The organism is Pseudorhodoplanes sp., from assembly GCA_032027085.1.
Classification (GTDB): domain Bacteria; phylum Pseudomonadota; class Alphaproteobacteria; order Rhizobiales; family Xanthobacteraceae; genus Pseudorhodoplanes.
Genome location: JAVSMS010000001.1, coordinates 2,688,323 through 2,706,035 on the forward strand (window position 1 = coordinate 2,688,323; position 17,713 = coordinate 2,706,035).

Sequence of the window (17,713 nt, forward strand, 5' to 3'; positions counted from 1 at the left end):
TCTTCGGCGGCGCGTTTTAAGGGAACGAGTACCGCTCTTTGGCCGTTGCCTCGAGCGTTCCAAAAATCAGACTGTACATGAAAAGGAAGGACTCATTCTTTTTCCGCGCGATGCGACCCGATCGGAGGGGCGACTCGACACTGCCCACGCGCAGATGCATCATGATCATGATGGTCACGGCGAACATTTGCGACAATGAGCCAGGGTCACCGACGGCTTCAACTTCCCGAAGGTGCGTGCCGCTCATGGCAGGCGCTTTATGCGGGAACAGCTAAGCTGACCAGCGACCTGATGGAGCATATCCACTTGGAGAACAACATTTTGTTCCAAGATATGAGGCGCCGCGCACGCAAGGATGAATGCCGGTTGGTGAGAGTATTGGCTGGTCCCCGGCTTGCCGCAGGTTCTTTAGTTGCGCATGGTCTTTGAAGCCGGACGCAGTGAAACGGCGCGGCCGGCAGATATTTACAGCCACTCGGTCGACATGGGCTGGCGTCGCATTGCGGTACCAGTCCCACATCTTTCTAAGACTCAATTGAACTTCGCATTGGCCGTCGCACCGGCAGGATTCGTAATTTGAACGACGCCCTTCGGATTCTCTGGAACTTTGGCAGCGGCATCTCCTTTCAGCCGATTATCTTCGGCAGGTGAGAGCGGAACACGATGGCTTTTGCCATCGACCACGAGGATCGCGACGCCTTTGTAGCCGTCGACGCGGACCGGCTTGTCGTCATGGCCGACCAGGAACGCCTCGACAGTTGTTCCCTTCGTCACAAGCTCAACATGATAGTTTCCCGCTTGAACAATGCGTCCGCCGTGCCTCGCTTTGGGGTCGTGGGCTTCGGCCGCCAACGGAACGATCGTCGCCGCAAACGCGAGGACAGCAAGTGATTTCGCTCTGAACATCAATGTCTCCTTGTTGAACTAGAAGGATTGCACGGGGTTGGCCTCGGCTGCCGGGCCCGCCTGTCTCTTGGCGGCGCCTGCACGGAGGCGCTCGATCGGCTTGCGGCCGAGCCACAGAATGAGGAGCGGCGTGACAAACGCATCGAGCAGTGTTGCGCTGATCAGCCCACCGAAAATCGTCACAGCCACCGGATAGAGGATTTCCTTTCCGGGGCTGGCCGGATCGACCAGCAGGGGAATCAACGCGACGCCTGCCGCCAGCGCGGTCATAAGGACCGGCGTCATGCGTTCGAGGCAGCCGCGCGTGATCAGGTCCCGCCCGAAAGGCGTGCCTTCGTTGAGAGCAAGATTGATGATGTGGCTGATCTTGAGAATGCCATTGCGGGAGGCGATGCCGGTGAGCGTGATGAAGCCGATCATGCTGGCGACCGAGAGCGGCTGGCCGGCCAGCCACAGCGCCGCGACTGAGCCAATCAACGCGAGCGGAACGCTGCCCATGATGATCAGAGCCAGGATCGCGGAGCGGTAGCGGCTGTAGAGGATCGCAAATATCAGCGACAGTGACACCAGGGAAAGCAGACCGATGCTGCGCGCGGCCTGTTCCTGCGCCTGGAATGTGCCTTCCAGGCTCGCAAACATGCCTTCGGGCAATCGGGTATCGCGCAGGATCTGCCGGATCGCCGCGACGATAGCGGCCTGGTCCGTCGTGCCGTCACTGTTGGCGAGCACGACGATGCGGCGGCGGCCATTCTCGCGAAGGATCTGGTTGGGGCCCTCGGTCTCCCTGATGTCTGCGATTTGCCGCGCCGGAATCCAGCCGCGCGGCGTTTCAAGCAGGAGGTCGCCAAGCCCCTGCGCTGTCCGCAAGCTGTCGGGCAGCCGCATGACTACATCGAACCGGCGAAAACTGTCGATGACGCGCGAGACTACGCGACCATTCGATAGCCTGCTCAGTTGATCGACCACGGCCGCAGGCTGCACGCCGTAAAGTGCCGCGCGTCCGTAATCGATGCGGATTTCGAGCTGCGGAATGCGCACCTGCTTTTCAACCTGAAGATCGGTCACGCCGGGAATACGGGAAATCATTTCCCGCAGCTCCTCGGCTTTGCTGCGCATGGCATCGAGGTCATCGCCGAAAACCTTGAGTGCGAGTTCCGAGCGGATGCCGGACAGCATGTGGTCGAGCCGATGGGAGATCGGTTGGCCGACATTGATCGAGAGGGGCAGCACCGAAAGACGGCTGCGGATGTCGGCAACAATCTCGCTCTTGCTTCGCTGCGATGACCGCAGGTCGATTTCAAGTTCGGAGACATGAATGCCTTCGGCGTGCTCGTCGAGTTCGGCGCGCCCGGTGCGACGCCCGACCGACTTGACCTCGGGAATGCTGAGGATGATGCGCTCGGCGATGGTGCCCACCCGGTTTGATTCGGACAGCGAGACGCCGGGATTGAACGTCATCAGGACCGTGAAAGTGCCTTCGTTGAAGGGCGGCAGGAACGTGCGCGGCAGTGCCAGTGCCGCCAGGGTGGCGCCGGTGACCAGGATGACAGTAGCGACAAGAATGCCACGCGATTGCCCATAGGCCGCCGCCAGCGCCGCCCCATACCAGCGCTTGAGGTTACCAACGAGCGGGCTTTCATGTTCTGCCAGGCGCTTGAGGCCGGGCAGCATGTAATAGGCCATGACCGGCGTCAGCGTGATCGAAACCGCGAGACTTGCAAGAATGGAGATGATGTAGGCCTGACCAAGCGGCGCGAACAGTTTGCCTTCAATGCCCGACAGCGCGAACAACGGGACGAATACGAGAACGATAATAGCGGTGGCGTAGACAATGCCGGAACGCACCTCCTGCGAGGCGCTGACCACCACATCGAAAGTCGAACGCGGATTGCCGAGCGCCCGGTTCTCTCGCAGCCGCCGGAAGATGTTCTCAACGTCGACCACGGCATCATCCACGAGTTCACCGATTGCAATGGCAATGCCACCCAGCGTCATGGTGTTGATCGACAGGCCCGCGAAATAGAAGACAACCGCCGTGGCGCAGAGCGACATCGGAATGGCGGTGAGCGAGATGGCCGTGGTGCGCCAATTCAGCAGGAATGCAAACAGTACGATCGAAACGACTGCGGCTGCCTCGATTAGCACCGTCTGCACGTTGCGGATCGAGGACTCGATGAAATTCGCCTGCCGGAAGATCAGATTGTCCGCCTTGATGCCGAGCGGCAGGCTGTTGTTAAGATCTTTCAGCGCCTCTTCGATCTTGCCCGTGAGCTCGATGGTGTCGACATGGGGCTGCTTCTCGATAGCGACGACCACGGACGGCTTGCCCATATAGCCGCTGTCTCCGCGCTTGAGACGCGCCGCGAATTCGACGGTCGCCACCTGATGCAGAAAGATCGGGCGGGTCTCGACCGTGGCCACGACGATATTGCGCAGATCGTCGAGGCTGGTGGTGCGGCCGATATTGCGGATCAGATACTCGCGCGAGTTCAGATCGGTGAAGCCGCCGCCGGCATTGGTACCGAACTGGGCCAGCGCTTTCTCGATCTGCTCATAGCTGACGCCGAGCGCGCGGAGGGCGGGGGGCTGCGGCGAGACGCGATACTGCCGGACCTCACCGCCCATCGGGATGACCTGCGCCACACCGGGGATGCTCATCAGCCGCGGACGGATGGTGAAGTCGGCGGCCTCGCGCAACTCCATGGGTGTCGCGTGGTCGCTGGTGACCGCCACCATGATAATCTGTCCCATCAGCGAACTGATCGGGCCCATCATTGGCGTGACATTGGCGGGCAGCTGCTCGCGAATGAGGTTGAGCCGCTCGGCCACAAGCTGGCGGTTGCGGAATACGTCGGCGTCCCAGTCGAATTCGACATATACGACGGAAAGACCGACGCCCGACACCGATCGCACACGGGTCACGCCGGGCACACCGTTCATCTGCGTCTCGATCGGGAAGGTCACCAGCAACTCGACTTCCGGCGGGGCAAGGCCTTCCGCCTCGGTCATGATGGTCACGGTCTGACGATTGAGATCGGGGAACACGTCGACCGCCAGGCGGGTCAGGCTGAACGCGCCCATGATCATCAGCGCCGCGCTCAGGGCGAGCACCAGCATGCGGTTGCGCAATGATTGCGTGACGAGGAATGTGAACATGGTGCGAGCGCTCAGCGGACGTGATCGAGGAGTTCTGCGCCCTGAACTACAATGCGCTTGCCAGGCTTGAGCCCCGCGAGGATCAACACACGATCGCCGTCAAGCGGCTCGGTTCGCACCGGACGCGACACGAATCTTTCGGCAGAGGGTTGTTCATAGACATGCTCCTGCCCGTTGGCGGTCCGGACGACGGCGGTGCGCGGCACGGCAATGCCGCTCCTGTGCTTGCCGTTTGCGGCAAACACGGTGACGAACAGTCCCGGCCGAATGCCGCTGGTGTCGCCTTCGATGGCGAAATGGATGGGGATCGCTTGACTGCGGTCTGCAAAGCCGGCGCCGCGAAAGGCAAGCTGCAGGGTCTTGCCGTCCGCTGTCGTCGCCGTCGCTGATTGCAACCCGTTCAACGCGTCATAGCTCAGCGCCTCGACCCACAATTTCTGCGGATCGACGATCTGGAAGATCACCGCATTGGTCTGCGCGATCTGTCCGGCGACCGGCGTGCCTTCCGCGATAACGCCGGACACCGGCGCCACGAGGGCCTCCGGCTCTCGCCGCACCCGATCAAGCGATACGCGCCGGTCCTTCAAGCCCTGAAGTTCAAGACGCGTGTCATCGAGCTGCGTGCGGGAAACGGCGCCGCTGGCAGCGAGCTGCTCGTAGCGCGCGAGCCGGCGTTCCACGATGGCGATCTGCTGATCGAGTTCGCCCTGGCGCTGGCGCATGTCGGAAACGTCAATGGTTTGGACAGGTGGTGTGACGTAGCCAAGGATGTCGCCAGCCTTGACCACAGCGCCAAGTCGGGGAAAGCCGCCGGGCGGTGGCGACAAGCGGCCGCCCAGTGCGGTCTGCACGTAGCCGCTGGCACTCGGGTCCGGAATGATGCGACCTGGGAGCTCGACCGCACGCTGGAAGCTGCCGGTCCCCGAGACCAGCGTGCGCAGCCCGAAGATGCGCTGGACGAATTTGGGAACGAAAAGCCCGCCGTCAGGCTGCCGCTGTGCGCGTTCGCTTTGTCCGGCGCTGACCGCTGGCGATGCCTGCACTCCGTCATCGTGCCCTTCGTGCGACAGGCCTTTGTCGAGGAAAAGGGGTGTCGCGGCGGCAACTGCCAGCGGGATCAGCAGCACGCGTCGCCCATACCTCCGGCGACCCAGCGCAAACCCTGCGGCCAGGCCGATCCCGAGTGTGACCGGCATAAGTGGTGCGAGCATCTTGCCCACATACGCCTTGGTACCCGACCAGTCCGTGGCATCGCCCCGCTCGCCGGCGTCTGCATCGCCGGGGATGTCAAGGCTGACCGAAAACACATCGATATCGTCACCGGCGGTGACGCTGAGCGCGATATCGGCACGACCGGATTTGGGCAGCCATGGCGCGTCCAGGCTGTAGGTGCCGTCAGGCTGGGCGAGGGCCGGAACCGGTCCGTTGGGTGTTTCAACCTCGATTTTGGCATCGGCGACGGGCTCGTTTGTCGCGAACCTGTCGAGGTAGAGCGTCAACCGGTCCTTGTTGGCGACAACGACCAGCTGAAGGGCGGACGATGAGGCTTCGCCGCGCGGCAAGACATTCGTCGGCAAAGGTGCGGCCTGGTCGCCATGATCGTGCCCTTCATGCGCGTTGACGAAGCCGGTGCCCAGGAACAGTGCCAGCGCAGTGACGCGCAGCCCGAGTGAAAGTGCGGAAAACATGTCGGTGATCCCTCCATCCGTGAACGGGGCCGGACACGGCGACCATCTCGCTTGCGAGACGGCGCCTTGGCGCGACCAACGATTCAGGACAGGGATCTGGGAGGCCGCCTCAATCCGTTGGCGGGAGCGCTCGTCACGGGCGGCGCCATGTAAGCACCGTAGGCAACGCTGCCGGCGGCAGGCCAGGCATCGCCGACCATTGGTTGGATGACGGCTGCACACGACGTACAATGACTGGCGGTGCAGCATCCGCGGTCACCGCAGTCTGGCATCGTTAACGAATCGCTGACGGGAATCGAATCGCTGGCGCTTATCGCCGCCGCCTGCGAGTACTCCGCGGCGGAGCGTTGTGTGACGGCCTGCTCATGCGATTGGGGCGTGCTGACAACAGGGTGATGCACATGTGCCTGGTGACTATGGCCAGCATGCGCATGGGCAACAGACGGCACGCTCGCGGCCAGAAGTGCCACAAAGCCGAACAGCCAGAAAACTGCTCCAACGCGCTTCATAAGGTTGCGGGCGCCAAGATCGTTGAGGCCAATTCAGCAGACGATCTAGGTCGATTTACGGCACAAGGCAATACCTCAAGTATCGGATCGTAAATCGCTTTCCGGTGCAGCCGATCCTTTCAGTCGCAAATCCATACAAGCCCTGAATCGGGCCCGTCCCTCAGCCGTTTAGTCTAGAACTTCGGATTTCGACGACAATCTCTCACGATACTTTAGGAAATTCCCGTTTTCTTGAAGTCACGCGGCGGAGACCGGCGTCGAAGATCGCCCGTGATTTACCTGTCAGCCGAATGAGATGCTGTCATTTTGAAGCCTAGTTCAGATGAAAGCCGTTCAGTGAACTGCTTGAGCATCAAAGCAGGTTTGCTCGTCCAACCGACATCGAGCGTCTCCTGCTGACCGAGCACACCCACGACAAGCGAAAGCTTACCCATGTGATTGAAAACCGGTGCGGCAAGCACGTGAATGCCAGGAATGAGATCGCCTTTGACGAAGGCCATCTGCCGACGGCGGACTTCGGCCAGCGGCAGAAGATGCTTTGACAGCCGCATCTGCTGGGGTGTTGCCTTTAGTTCACGTTCGAGGACAGGCGCCGTCAGTTGCTCGGGCATGAAGGCTTCAAAGATCTGTCCCGCAGCCGATCGGCGTAATGGCAGGATCGAGCCGGCACGTACGTTCAAAGTGATGGGCCGTCGGCTTTCCTGAATGGCTATCACCGTTGGACCGACGTCACCCCAGATCGACACCACGATCGTTTCATTCACCTCGTCAGCAAATGCCGGGATTTCGCGCAGTGCAAGACGAACCGGATCGAGTCCCCGCAGACCGGCAAGGCCGAGCGCGATCGACAATGAACCGATGCCGTACGCGCCACTTGCATCGTCCTGGTAGAGAAGCCCGCCTCGTGTAAGGCTCGTCAGATACCGATGCACCTTGCCACGATGCATTTTTGTTGCCGTGGAAATTTCGCGCAGATGCATCAGTCCGCCGCGATCAGCGAACGCGCGCAGAATTGTTGCAGCGATCTCAACTGATTGAATTCCCAGGCGATCGTCGTCGGCGTCTTTCAAGTCGGCATCCTCTTGGGGTCTCTTGGCGGGCTGCTTTGGCACGTTTTGCCTGCGTTCTTGGTGAATAACCAGATTGGACGGGCTAGCAGCTGCTCGCTGTTGACATCTGCTGGTGCGTCATATTAAGTAATACAGGTTACAAAATATAAGACAAAAAGAATCTTAGGGAAGGATGGGTGTCATGTCGGACGTCGAATCTCAGCGTCAGGAAATCTACAATTCGGTAAGCAAGCTGAACGCCTATCCGTTCTGGCTCATCCAGGGCGATATGGAGCCACGCGAGCCGCGAGTGCGCGAAAAAGCGCATGTCTGGCGTTTCAAAGATTTCAAACCGCTGATCCAGAAGGCGGGCCCCATCGTGCCCCACGAACTCGCAGACCGCCGCGCCTTCGTTCTGCACAATCCGGGCTACGACATGACGAAGCCCTATACGACCAATACTCAATATATTGCCTATAGCTTCTATCTGCCGGGCGAGGTGTTTGAGCCGCATGTGCATACGCCCTCGGCGAGCCGCATGCTGCTGCAAAGTGACGGCAAGGGATATACGACGGTCGAAGGCGAAAAATGTTATCTCGACCGCGGTGATCTGGTGATTACGCCGAGTGGGTCGTGGCACGACCACGGCAACGAAGGCGAGATTCCAATGATCTGGGTTGATATGCTTGATATTCCGGTACCGGTGCTGTTCAACGCGGCGAAATTTGGCTTCGACTACAAAGAAAACGGCAAAAAGGTTGATCGTCAGTCGGCAACGCGCTCCCACCTCTATTCGAAGCGGCATTTCAGCTTTGGTGGCGTGCGGCCCCGCTTCGCGCAGACCGAGGTCGGCAACCGAACAAGCTCTCCGCAACTTCATTGGAAATATGCCGATGTCCGCGCCGCGCTGAATGCCGTGCGCGACGAGCCAGGCGATCCCTATGATGGCGTCATAGTCGATTATGTCGACGTGATGACTGGTGGTCCGATCCAGAAGACGCAGAACTTTTCCATGCAGCTTCTGCGCCCCGGCGAGCACACGATGTCTCATCGCCATTCAAACGGCGGCGTCTATGTCTGTATCGAAGGCAGCGGTCAGACCATCATTAACGGCGAGGAATTCGCTTGGGCCGAAAATGACGTGTTTTGCGTGCCGTCGATGCACTGGCACAAGCATGTGAACGATAGCGACAAGAACGATGCCGTTCTCTATTGCGTCTCCGATGCGCCGGCGCTCGAAAAGCTCGGCCTCCTGTGGGAGGAGCGAAAGACGGCCACCGGCGAGATCGTTGCAATCGGCAACGCACTTCCCAGCTGATTTGGGTGCCGGCGTATGCCTGCGCCGGACGCGCTCTTTCGCGCAGGTCACAGCTCCGGCGTGCATTTTTTCACCGACATTGAGGTACCTCGATGAAAGATTCCACTGTCACTATTCCTGTTTCCGGCGGCCACATGAGCGGTTATCTCGTGGTCCCAGAGGCGGGGCACGGCCCCGGCATCGTGCTGTTACAGGAAATCTTCGGGGTGAACAGGGCTATGCGTGAAAAGGCAAACAAGCTTGCCGCGCATGGCTATGTGGTGATGGTGCCCGACCTGTTTTGGCGGCAGAGCCCGAATGTGCAACTGCACTACGACGATGCCGGCAGGGCTGAGGGTTTCAAGCTGCTGCAGGGTTTCGACCATGCCAAGGGGATCGAGGACATCAAAGCCGCATTCGACGCCTTGAAGAGCCGTCCGGAATGCCGGGGTGCGCCCGCTTTTGTCGGCTTCTGCATTGGTGGAAAACTGGCGGTTATGGCGGGCGCTGCTGAGCCGTCCGCATCCGCGGTCGTGTCATTCTATGGGGTGGCGCTTGAGAACAATCTCGATCAGTTGCGCGCATTGCAAATGCCAACGCAGCTTCATTTCGGCGACCAAGACACGCACATCCCATTTGAAAAGATTGAGACCATTTTGTCGGGCGTGGCCGGCCGGAAGAACATCAACGTCTACATCTACAAGGGTGGGCAGCACGGATTTTTCAATCATCATCGCGCCGAAGTTTTCGATGAGAAAGCATCGGCGGTGGCCTTAAACCGGGTGCTCGAAATTCTTCCGGCTGCATAGCAAATAGCAGGCAGTCACGAAACACAAACAAACAAAACTAGGGTGGGCGCAATGACGGACGAGCGGAAAATAACGCTTGATGATGTAATTGATGACTCCAGTGCACCGGGTATCCGGGTCGTTGTTTTCGCGATCTGCTTTTGCATTGCAATGCTGGACGGCTTCGATACCCAGGCCATCGGCTTCGTTGCGCCGGTGATTTCGCAGGCTTGGCAGCTTGCGCCCGATAGCATGGGTGTCGTGTTCGCGGCCGGACTGTTTGGCCTTACAATCGGAGCTCTGATGTTCGGGCCAATCGCCGATATATATGGCCGTAAGGGAATTCTGCTGATCTCTGTTGTCATCTTTGGCAGTTTCGCACTGGCGACAGCCTGGGCGCAGACCTATCACCAGCTTCTCTTGTTCCGCTTCCTGACCGGGATTGGACTGGGGGGAGCAATGCCCAACGTCATCGCGTTAACATCGGAATATTTTCCGAAGCGTAACCGTACGACGATGGTGACCCTCATGTTCATCGGGTTTCCGATCGGCGCCGTCGTCGGCGGCCTTGCGGGCGGAAAGCTGATCAGCTTGTTCGGCTGGCAGTCGATCTTCTATGTCGGCGGCATCGCACCACTGCTGATGTTGCCGATCATTCTTTTGCTACTGCCGGAATCGGTACGCTACCTTGCCAAAAAAGACAGGTCGTCTGCTCAGTTTGCGTCGATCCTCACTCGCTTTAATTACAGGCCCAAAGTCGACGCCGCGCAAATCGATATTCTGGAGAAGGACTCTGCGCAGGTCTCCCCAGTCAGGGTGCTGTTCACCGAAGGACGCGCACTGGCTACTGCCCTACTGTGGATAATATTCTTCGTGAATCTCTTGATCCTGTACTTCCTGGTCAACTGGCTGCCTACCGTAATGACGACTGCCGGTGTTTCGTTGGAACGCGCCATCGTTGCAATCGCCGTTCTCAACCTCGGCGGCGTAATCGGGGGCTTTGTGCTCAGCCGGTTTTGCGACAAGGTCGGACCGTTTGCGGTGCTTGCTCTTTCCTATATGCTTGCAGCAGTCTTCGTGGCGCTTATCGGCCAGGCGGTCACCTCAATCCCACTGTCGCTGGCTACCATCTTCTTTGCAGGCTTCTTCGTGATCGGCGCGCAATTTTGCGCCAACGCAGTCGCGGCTCAGTTCTATCCGACGGCAGGCCGGTCGGCTGGCGTTGGCTGGGCGCTGGGCGTGGGCCGGATCGGCTCGATCGTCGGACCGATGATCGGCGGCACAATGATCGCTGCTGGCCTGACCATTGACCGCCTGCTGTTGTTCAGTGGTCTGCCGGCGATCATTGCAGCCGTGTGCGTCCTGGCGTTGCCCTTTGTCGGCGCTGCAAGAACGGCGCCCGCTACGGTGCGTCCGTCGGAAGCCTGAGGGTGCGTCGATGAAACTGTGCCGGTTTAACGGAACCAAGCTTGGCGTCATCGAGGCCGATCGCGTGTATGACATCACCGCCGTTCTCGACACGCTGCCTAGATTGCGCTGGCCGCTACTCCCCGGCGACCACATCATCCGCCATATCGGCGCGATCTCGCGCTATGCGGCAGAAGCCGTGTCGGGCAGCCATAGCGTGCCGCTTGCATCAGTCCATCTCGATAGCCCGGTGGCCAATCCCAACAAGGTGATCGCCGCCCCGTTGAACTACGCGATGCATGTCAGCGAGGTGAATAGGGACGAGGCGATCCACCACAACACCTTCAACACGAGCTTTGACGGTTATCGCACGCCGATCGATAAGCTCGGGTTGTTTCTCAAGGCCAATTCATCGGTCTGCGGCATGTCGGATGGCGTTCGGCTCTCTCATCCGACCCGGAGAAACGACCACGAGATTGAACTGGTCGTCGTTATAGGCTCGGAAGCAAAGGATGTGAGCCCGAGCGAGAGTATGAAGCACGTTGCTGGCTATTGCATCGGACTCGACATGACCGTGCGTGGGCCCGAGGACCGGAGCTTCCGTAAATCGCCGGACCGCTACACCGTGCTGGGACCTTACCTTGTGACAGGGGATGAGATCGAAAGTCCCGATGACCTTCCATTCTGGATCAAGGTCAACGATGAGACGCGTCAGCAATCCTCAACGCGCAATCTTCTTGTCGGTATTCCAGAGTTGATCAGTCTGGCGTCCCGTTGGTACACCCTGTATCCAGGGGACATCATCATGACCGGAACGCCGGACGGCGTCGCGCCCGTCAATTCCGGCGATGTGATGGAGGCCTGGATCGATCGGATTGGCACGATGCGGGTTAGCGTTTCCTAGATGCGTGCGAGCCGCGGCGTGGTGCACCATGGCGACAATCTCCTCGGTTGCGGTCAAACTTGTTGAGCTGCGTTTCGACAAGCCTCGCGGTGGATCGCGGGTCACAGGGGTTGATATCGTCACCGCAGATATCGCGGATAGCGACGGCGCCGCAGGATTTGGATTCAGCTATGTGATAGGCGGTGGGGCAGGCGGTCTTATCGCCGGCATTGCCCAAGGTCTGGCTGACCGCTTCCTGATCGGTAGACGGGTTGCCGATCCCACTTCGCACTGGGCGGAAATCGACAAGAGCTTCAACCGCACTGGCGGGGGCCCCAACGTCATCGCGCTTGCCGCGCTTGATGTTGCGAACTGGGATCTGAAGGCCCGGCGTGAAGGTGTTCCGCTGGTTCGTGCCCTTGGCGGGAATCTGGGCGCGGTGCCGGTTTATGCCAGCGGCGGCTTCAGTCCGGATGGTGAGATCGGGGCCTCTGTCAATCTTGCGCAGCACTATGCGGCACTGGGTTTCAGAGGCGTGAAACCGCGAGTCAATGCCAATGAGCGAGATGCGGCGGTGATCGAAGCTGTTCGCAAAGCAGTCGGCGATGACATTGCCATCATGGTCGACGCTAATGAGAAGGGTACGGCGGAAACCGCGGCGCGACTCCTTTCCTGTGCGGCAGATTTTGGCGTCGCCTTTGTGGAGGAGCCACTGCCTTCGGGAGACCCGTTGGGCTATCGCTCACTTGGCGCGCTTGAAAGCCGCGCCCCGATCTCCACCGGGGAGCACTTGCAAGGCATCGACAGGTTTGCTGTTGCCATCGCCGATGGCTATTGCAGCTATGTGCAGCCCGATCTCGCAATGGCGGGCGGGCTGACCCCATGCCGCGAGGTTGCGCGTCTTGCGGCCAAGGCGGGCATAGTCGTGGCGCCACACTTCCTGCCAGGCCTGTTTGTGCATCTCAACGGCTCGTTCGGTGGTGCCTTGTTGCTCGAAGAATTCCCGCTCATCGAAGAGGCGTTTGAGGGGTGGCCGCGGATAGATGACCAAGGGATGATTATCACCGTGAATGAGCCCGGCCACGGTCTAAGGATCAAGCAATGAGCTTGGTGGGTCACCTAGTTTTTTGGTGAATCGTACTCGTCGGTTCGAGTCTCTCTTGCCCGCCCTCAACTGGAATCCTTTCCATTTGAGTAGAGCCTTGGCCGGGTCTGGCGTGATTTCCAGTGGCGGCGGGCGCATCGTCCAGCTCAGTCCATGAGGAAGGCTGGGTCTCAAGGACAGCCCTTAGCTGCATCTGACATTTGTGCGGGTGCGCAGGCGTTATAACGGCAGGAATTGTATTGACCTTCATCAATGGAGCGGACTTGTCGGAGTGACAATTTGGAGCCCTCGCTTTTCCAAACGGGGACCTTCATGACTCAGGCAGACGCAGGACCGGCTTCGGCCAAGTCGTCAAATCAAGTCTCTTGGGTTCGGTCAAACTGGGGGCTTCTGTTTGCGGTTGCGGCGCTGATCGTTGTGGCGATGATGCCGACTCCTGAGGGGTTGTCGATCGCCGGGCACCGTATGCTGGCCATATTGGCCTTTGCCGTCATCGTGTGGATGACGGAGGCTCTCGATTACGCCGTCTCAGCAACCGTGATCGCGGCGCTGATGGCTTTCATGCTGGGCCTGGCGCCGGACGTGGCAAACCCCAAGATTCTGCTGGGAACGAGCCGTGCCCTGGGGCTTGCTTTCAGCGGCTTTGCCAATACGGCGCTGGCTCTTGTGTCCGCCGCGCTTTTCCTTGCGGCCGCCATGACCGCCACCGGGTTGGACAAGCGCATTGCCTTGGTCATCCTTTCGCGCGTCGGCACAGAGACGCGTCACGTCGTGATGGGATCGATCGTAGTCGGCTTTGTCATGGCCTTCCTGGTGCCATCGACAACCGCGCGCGTTGCCTGCCTCGTTCCGATCATGCTCGGCATCATCGCCGCCTTCGGCGTCAACAAGAAAGGCGCATTTGCCGGCATGCTGATGATCACGACGGTACAGACCGCCAGCATTTGGAATGTCGGCATCAAGACCGCCGCGGCCCAAAACATGGTTGCTGTCGGCTTCATTGAACGCACGTTGCACGCTTCCATCACCTGGCTCGAATGGTTCATTGCCGCCGGTCCTTTCGGTATCCTGATGACGGTGGCGCTCTATTTCGTGATGACGCGGATGATGCCGCCCGAGGTGAAGGAGGTGCCCGGCGGGCGGGACTCAATTCGAAAATCGCTGGCCGAACTTGGCCCGATGAAAGCGTCCGAAAAGAAGCTGCTCGCCATTTCGCTGACCTTGCTCGCATTCTGGGCGACCGAGGGTGTGCTGCATCGGTTCGATACCTCGTCAACGACCGTTGCGGCGGTCGCGCTGATGTTTCTGCCGGGCATCGGGATCATGACCTGGAAGGACGCACAGCCCAGGATTCCGTGGGGCACGATCGTGCTCTTCGGAATTGGCATCAGCGTCGGCACGGCCCTGCTGCAAACCAAGGGGGCATCTTGGCTGGCCGACCTTGTCGTGACCCAGTTCGGGCTGAAGAACGCCACCGCGCTGTTCATCCTTGGCGTGATGAGCCTGTTCCTGATCGTTATTCATCTTGGATTCGCAAGCGCCACGGCGCTTGCTTCTGCCATGATTCCGATCGTGATTGCCGTGCTGCAAAGCGTTGCAACGGCGGGAATAAATATTGTCGGCATGACCATGGTGCTGCAATTCGTGGTGAGTTTCGGCTTCATTCTGGTCGTCAACGCGCCTCAGAACATGGTGGCCTACGGCACCGAAACCTTCGAAGCGAAGGACTTCGTGCGCACGGGCCTGGTGCTTACCATTGCGGCTTTTGCGCTGGTCATGCTGCTCGGCGCGACCTACTGGCGCTGGCTTGGTTACGTTTAGGGCTTTGCGACGCCGGCGTGAAAAAGCTGCGAAAATGGAAGTGTTAATTTGGTGACATCGTGCTCGGTGTTTGATGACGCTCGGTATTGATGAATTGTATCGAGCGGCAGGTCGCGCCCAGGTTGATTCGATTGCGCGCGCAGCGACGGGCAAAAGCTTGATTTTTGTCAAGACTGTGCAGGATATCGCTTGTTCGGGTATACTTTTAAGTAACAAGTAAGAAACGCAACTAAACGGGCGCGTTTTCTGTTTTGCGTACTTTGAGATACCGCAAAGCATTCTGCCCTTACTCCTGATGATTTGTGTGCGTTGCGAAATAACGTCGGCACAGGCAGGGGTTTTCCATGCAAGCCAAGGCGAAAACGGCACCGGACGGTCAAGGCACCGCTCTTTGGATGTCAACCATTGCGTTCACCGTGTGTTTTGCGGTCTGGACCATCTTCTCGATCATAGGCATCCAGATCAAAAAGGATCTCGGTCTCAACGAAACCCAATTCGGTCTTCTCGTCGGTACGCCGATCCTCACCGGGTCGCTGATCCGCATCTTTCTCGGCATCTGGACCGATCAGTATGGCGGGCGCTTGGTCTACACCTTGACCATGCTGGCGGCGGCGGTTGCGACCTTCCTGCTCACTTACGCGACAACCTATCCGCAGATGCTGGTCGCGGCACTCGGCGTCGGCATTGCCGGCGGCTCGTTCGCAGTCGGCGTTGCTTATGTGTCGCGCTGGTATCCGGTCGATAAGCAGGGGACTGCGCTCGGCATCTTCGGCGCCGGAAATGTCGGCGCCGCCGTCACAAAGTTTCTGGCGCCGTTTGTGCTGATTGCCTATGGCTGGCAGGCCGTGGCGCAAGTCTGGGCGGCCGCGATTGCGATCATGGCGATCATTTTCTGGCTGACGACGAAGGACGATCCCGTCCTGGTGGAGCGACGCGCCCGGAGCGAGAAGCCGAAAAGCACCTGGCTCGAGCTCGAGCCGCTCAAGAATGTGCAGGTCTGGCGTTTCTCGCTGTATTATTTTTTCGTCTTCGGCGCCTTCGTTGCGCTGGCGCTCTGGCTGCCGCGCTATCTCATCGGCGTCTACGGCCTTGATATCGCGACCGCCGGCATGATCGGCGCCGCTTATTCCGTCCCGGCCAGCATTTTCCGTGCCTATGGTGGTCATCTCTCCGACAAGTATGGCGCACGCCGCGTCATGTACTGGACCTTTATGGTCTCGGTGGCTGCAACCTTCGTCCTCAGCTACCCGCCAACTGAATATGTCGTAAAAGGCATCCGCGGCCCGATCGCGTTCCACATGGAGATCGGGCTCGGTGTTTTCATTGCGCTGACCTTCGTGCTCGGCTTTTTCATGAGCCTCGGCAAGGCTGCGGTCTACAAGCATATCCCTGTCTATTATCCGAACAATGTCGGCTCGGTCGGCGGCCTCGTCGGCATGATCGGCGGGCTTGGCGGTTTCGTGCTGCCGATCGCCTTTGGCGCCCTCAACGATCTCACCGGCGTATGGACAAGCTGCTTCATGCTGCTGTTCGTGCTGTCGACCATGGCGCTTGTATGGATGCATCTCGCCATCCGGCGCATGGAGCGCGCAGCGACCGAGACCGAACTCGAACGTCTGCCCGAACTGCCTGAAATGCAGCCGATCCATGAACCGAAGCATGTCGGCCAGCTCGGGCCGCACTTGCTCGAGGATTGGCGACCGGAAGATCCCACGTTCTGGGCCGAGAAAGGCCGCGCAATTGCCCGCCGCAATCTTTGGATTTCGATCCCCGCCTTGCTGCTTGCGTTCGCGGTCTGGATGGTCTGGTCGGTGGTCGTCGCCAAACTGCCGGCGGTCGGCTTCAAGTTTACGACCGACCAATTGTTCTGGCTCGCGGCGATGCCGGGTCTCTCCGGCGCGACCTTGCGTATCTTTTATTCCTTCATGCCGCCGATCTTTGGCGGTCGGTTATGGACCTCGGTTTCGACTTGGTCGTTGATGATCCCGGCGGTTGGTATCGGTCTTGCCGTGCAGAATCCGGACACGCCTTACATCATCTTCCTCGTGCTTTCGCTCCTGTGCGGCTTCGGCGGCGGCAATTTCGCCTCGTCGATGGCCAATATCAGCTTCTTCTTCCCGAAATCGGAGAAGGGCAATGCGCTTGCGCTGAACGCCGGCCTCGGCAATCTCGGCGTCAGCGTGGTGCAGTTTGTCATCCCGCTGGTGATCACCGCCGGGGTGTTCGGCTGGCTCGGCGGCGATCCGCAGACGGCGGCCGACGCCACCGGCACCACCAAGCTGTGGCTGCAGAATGCGGGATTCGTCTGGGTGCCGTTCATCGCCGCGTCCGCTTTCGCGGCGTGGTTCGGGATGAACGACATTTCCGCGATGAAGGCCTCGTTTGCCGATCAGGCGGTGATCTTCCAGCGCAAGCATAACTGGATCATGTGCTTGCTCTATACCGGCACCTTCGGTTCCTTCATCGGCTATTCGGCGGGTTTCCCGCTACTGGCCAAGACCCAGTTCCCGCAGGTCGATTCGCTGAAACTCGTGTTTCTCGGACCGCTCGTGGGCGCGCTGTCGCGCTCGGCTACAGGCTGGCTGTCGGATCGCTATGGCGGCGGGCGCGTCACCTTCTGGGTTTTCCTCCTGATGATTGCCGCGGTCGGGGGCGTGCTCTACTTCCTCGGCATCAAGGATCAGCCCTACGCCTTCACCGGCTTCTTCGTGATGTTCATGATTCTCTTCTTCGCGACGGGCGTGGGCAATGCCTCAACCTTCCAGATGATTCCCGCCATCATGCGTGCTGAAATGCCGCGCCTGGAGCCGCAAATGAGCGCGGTTGACCGGAACAGGCAGGCCGACATGGAATCGGCGGCCATCATTGGATTTACGTCCGCCGTGGCGGCCTATGGCGCATTCTTCATTCCAAAGAGCTATGGCTCCTCGATTGCGCTGACCGGGGGGCCGGAAGCCGCGCTCTGGGGCTTTATGGGCTTCTATGTCACATGCGTTTTGGCAACGTGGTTCTATTACACGCGGCGGGGTGGCCTGCTTCGCGATATCGAACGCGGCGGCAAGCTGCCCGCGGTCACGCAGCCGGCACAGTGAGAGGATGCGATA

General features: G+C 59.7%; 12 protein-coding genes. 7 read left to right on the top strand and 5 right to left on the bottom strand.

What is annotated here, in order from left to right:
- Positions 1-16 precede the first annotated feature (16 nt).
- From RO009_12985 to RO009_13005, 5 genes are all read right to left on the bottom strand, one after another.
- On the bottom strand, positions 17-247 hold the full coding sequence (locus RO009_12985) for a hypothetical protein (protein ID MDT3685942.1): 231 nt from the start codon (positions 245-247) through the stop codon (positions 17-19).
- A 284-nt stretch (positions 248-531) separates the two neighbouring features.
- Positions 532-906 (bottom strand): hypothetical protein, encoded by a 375-nt coding sequence (locus RO009_12990; GenBank protein MDT3685943.1) that lies wholly within the window; start codon positions 904-906, stop codon positions 532-534.
- A gap of 18 nt (positions 907-924) precedes the next feature.
- Positions 925-4,062, bottom strand: coding sequence for an efflux RND transporter permease subunit (locus RO009_12995; protein ID MDT3685944.1), 3,138 nt, complete (start codon positions 4,060-4,062; stop codon positions 925-927).
- Between the two features lie 11 nt (positions 4,063-4,073).
- Positions 4,074-5,750 carry an HlyD family efflux transporter periplasmic adaptor subunit gene (locus tag RO009_13000; protein MDT3685945.1) on the bottom strand — a complete coding sequence of 559 codons (1,677 nt, stop codon included), beginning with the start codon at positions 5,748-5,750 and terminating at the stop codon, positions 4,074-4,076.
- A gap of 784 nt (positions 5,751-6,534) precedes the next feature.
- A complete protein-coding gene (locus RO009_13005; GenBank protein ID MDT3685946.1) occupies positions 6,535-7,329 on the bottom strand; it encodes an IclR family transcriptional regulator in 795 nt (264 codons plus the stop codon).
- Between the two features lie 181 nt (positions 7,330-7,510).
- Here RO009_13005 and RO009_13010 point away from each other — a divergent pair, with 181 nt between their 5' ends.
- The 7 genes from RO009_13010 (at position 7,511) to RO009_13040 (ending at position 17,701) form a co-directional block, all read left to right on the top strand.
- Positions 7,511-8,626: a cupin domain-containing protein gene (locus RO009_13010; GenBank protein ID MDT3685947.1), complete on the top strand. Its 1,116-nt coding sequence runs from the start codon at positions 7,511-7,513 to the stop codon at positions 8,624-8,626.
- A gap of 92 nt (positions 8,627-8,718) precedes the next feature.
- Entirely contained in the window at positions 8,719-9,414 is a 696-nt protein-coding gene (locus RO009_13015) for a dienelactone hydrolase family protein (GenBank protein ID MDT3685948.1), read from the top strand.
- A gap of 51 nt (positions 9,415-9,465) precedes the next feature.
- Positions 9,466-10,821 carry an MFS transporter gene (locus tag RO009_13020; GenBank protein MDT3685949.1) on the top strand — a complete coding sequence of 452 codons (1,356 nt, stop codon included), beginning with the start codon at positions 9,466-9,468 and terminating at the stop codon, positions 10,819-10,821.
- A 10-nt stretch (positions 10,822-10,831) separates the two neighbouring features.
- Entirely contained in the window at positions 10,832-11,704 is an 873-nt protein-coding gene (locus tag RO009_13025) for a fumarylacetoacetate hydrolase family protein (GenBank protein ID MDT3685950.1), read from the top strand.
- Between the two features lie 28 nt (positions 11,705-11,732).
- Positions 11,733-12,788 carry a mandelate racemase/muconate lactonizing enzyme family protein gene (locus RO009_13030; protein ID MDT3685951.1) on the top strand — a complete coding sequence of 352 codons (1,056 nt, stop codon included), beginning with the start codon at positions 11,733-11,735 and terminating at the stop codon, positions 12,786-12,788.
- A gap of 312 nt (positions 12,789-13,100) precedes the next feature.
- Positions 13,101-14,609: a DASS family sodium-coupled anion symporter gene (locus RO009_13035; protein MDT3685952.1), complete on the top strand. Its 1,509-nt coding sequence runs from the start codon at positions 13,101-13,103 to the stop codon at positions 14,607-14,609.
- 344 nt (positions 14,610-14,953) lie between these two features.
- The gene (locus RO009_13040) at positions 14,954-17,701 is read left to right on the top strand and encodes an MFS transporter (GenBank protein ID MDT3685953.1); all 2,748 of its coding nucleotides are present in this window, start codon (positions 14,954-14,956) and stop codon (positions 17,699-17,701) included.
- The last annotated feature ends 12 nt before the right edge of the window (positions 17,702-17,713 follow it).

Coding starts and splice junctions, on each gene's coding strand:
- RO009_12985 (MDT3685942.1), bottom strand. CDS start 247: ATGAGCGGCACGCACCTTCGGGAAGTTGAAGCCGTCGGTGACCCTGGC.
- RO009_12990 (MDT3685943.1), bottom strand. CDS start 906: ATGTTCAGAGCGAAATCACTTGCTGTCCTCGCGTTTGCGGCGACGATC.
- RO009_12995 (MDT3685944.1), bottom strand. CDS start 4,062: ATGTTCACATTCCTCGTCACGCAATCATTGCGCAACCGCATGCTGGTG.
- RO009_13000 (MDT3685945.1), bottom strand. CDS start 5,750: ATGTTTTCCGCACTTTCACTCGGGCTGCGCGTCACTGCGCTGGCACTG.
- RO009_13010 (MDT3685947.1), top strand. CDS start 7,511: ATGTCGGACGTCGAATCTCAGCGTCAGGAAATCTACAATTCGGTAAGC.
- RO009_13015 (MDT3685948.1), top strand. CDS start 8,719: ATGAAAGATTCCACTGTCACTATTCCTGTTTCCGGCGGCCACATGAGC.
- RO009_13020 (MDT3685949.1), top strand. CDS start 9,466: ATGACGGACGAGCGGAAAATAACGCTTGATGATGTAATTGATGACTCC.
- RO009_13025 (MDT3685950.1), top strand. CDS start 10,832: ATGAAACTGTGCCGGTTTAACGGAACCAAGCTTGGCGTCATCGAGGCC.
- RO009_13030 (MDT3685951.1), top strand. CDS start 11,733: ATGGCGACAATCTCCTCGGTTGCGGTCAAACTTGTTGAGCTGCGTTTC.
- RO009_13035 (MDT3685952.1), top strand. CDS start 13,101: ATGACTCAGGCAGACGCAGGACCGGCTTCGGCCAAGTCGTCAAATCAA.
- RO009_13040 (MDT3685953.1), top strand. CDS start 14,954: ATGCAAGCCAAGGCGAAAACGGCACCGGACGGTCAAGGCACCGCTCTT.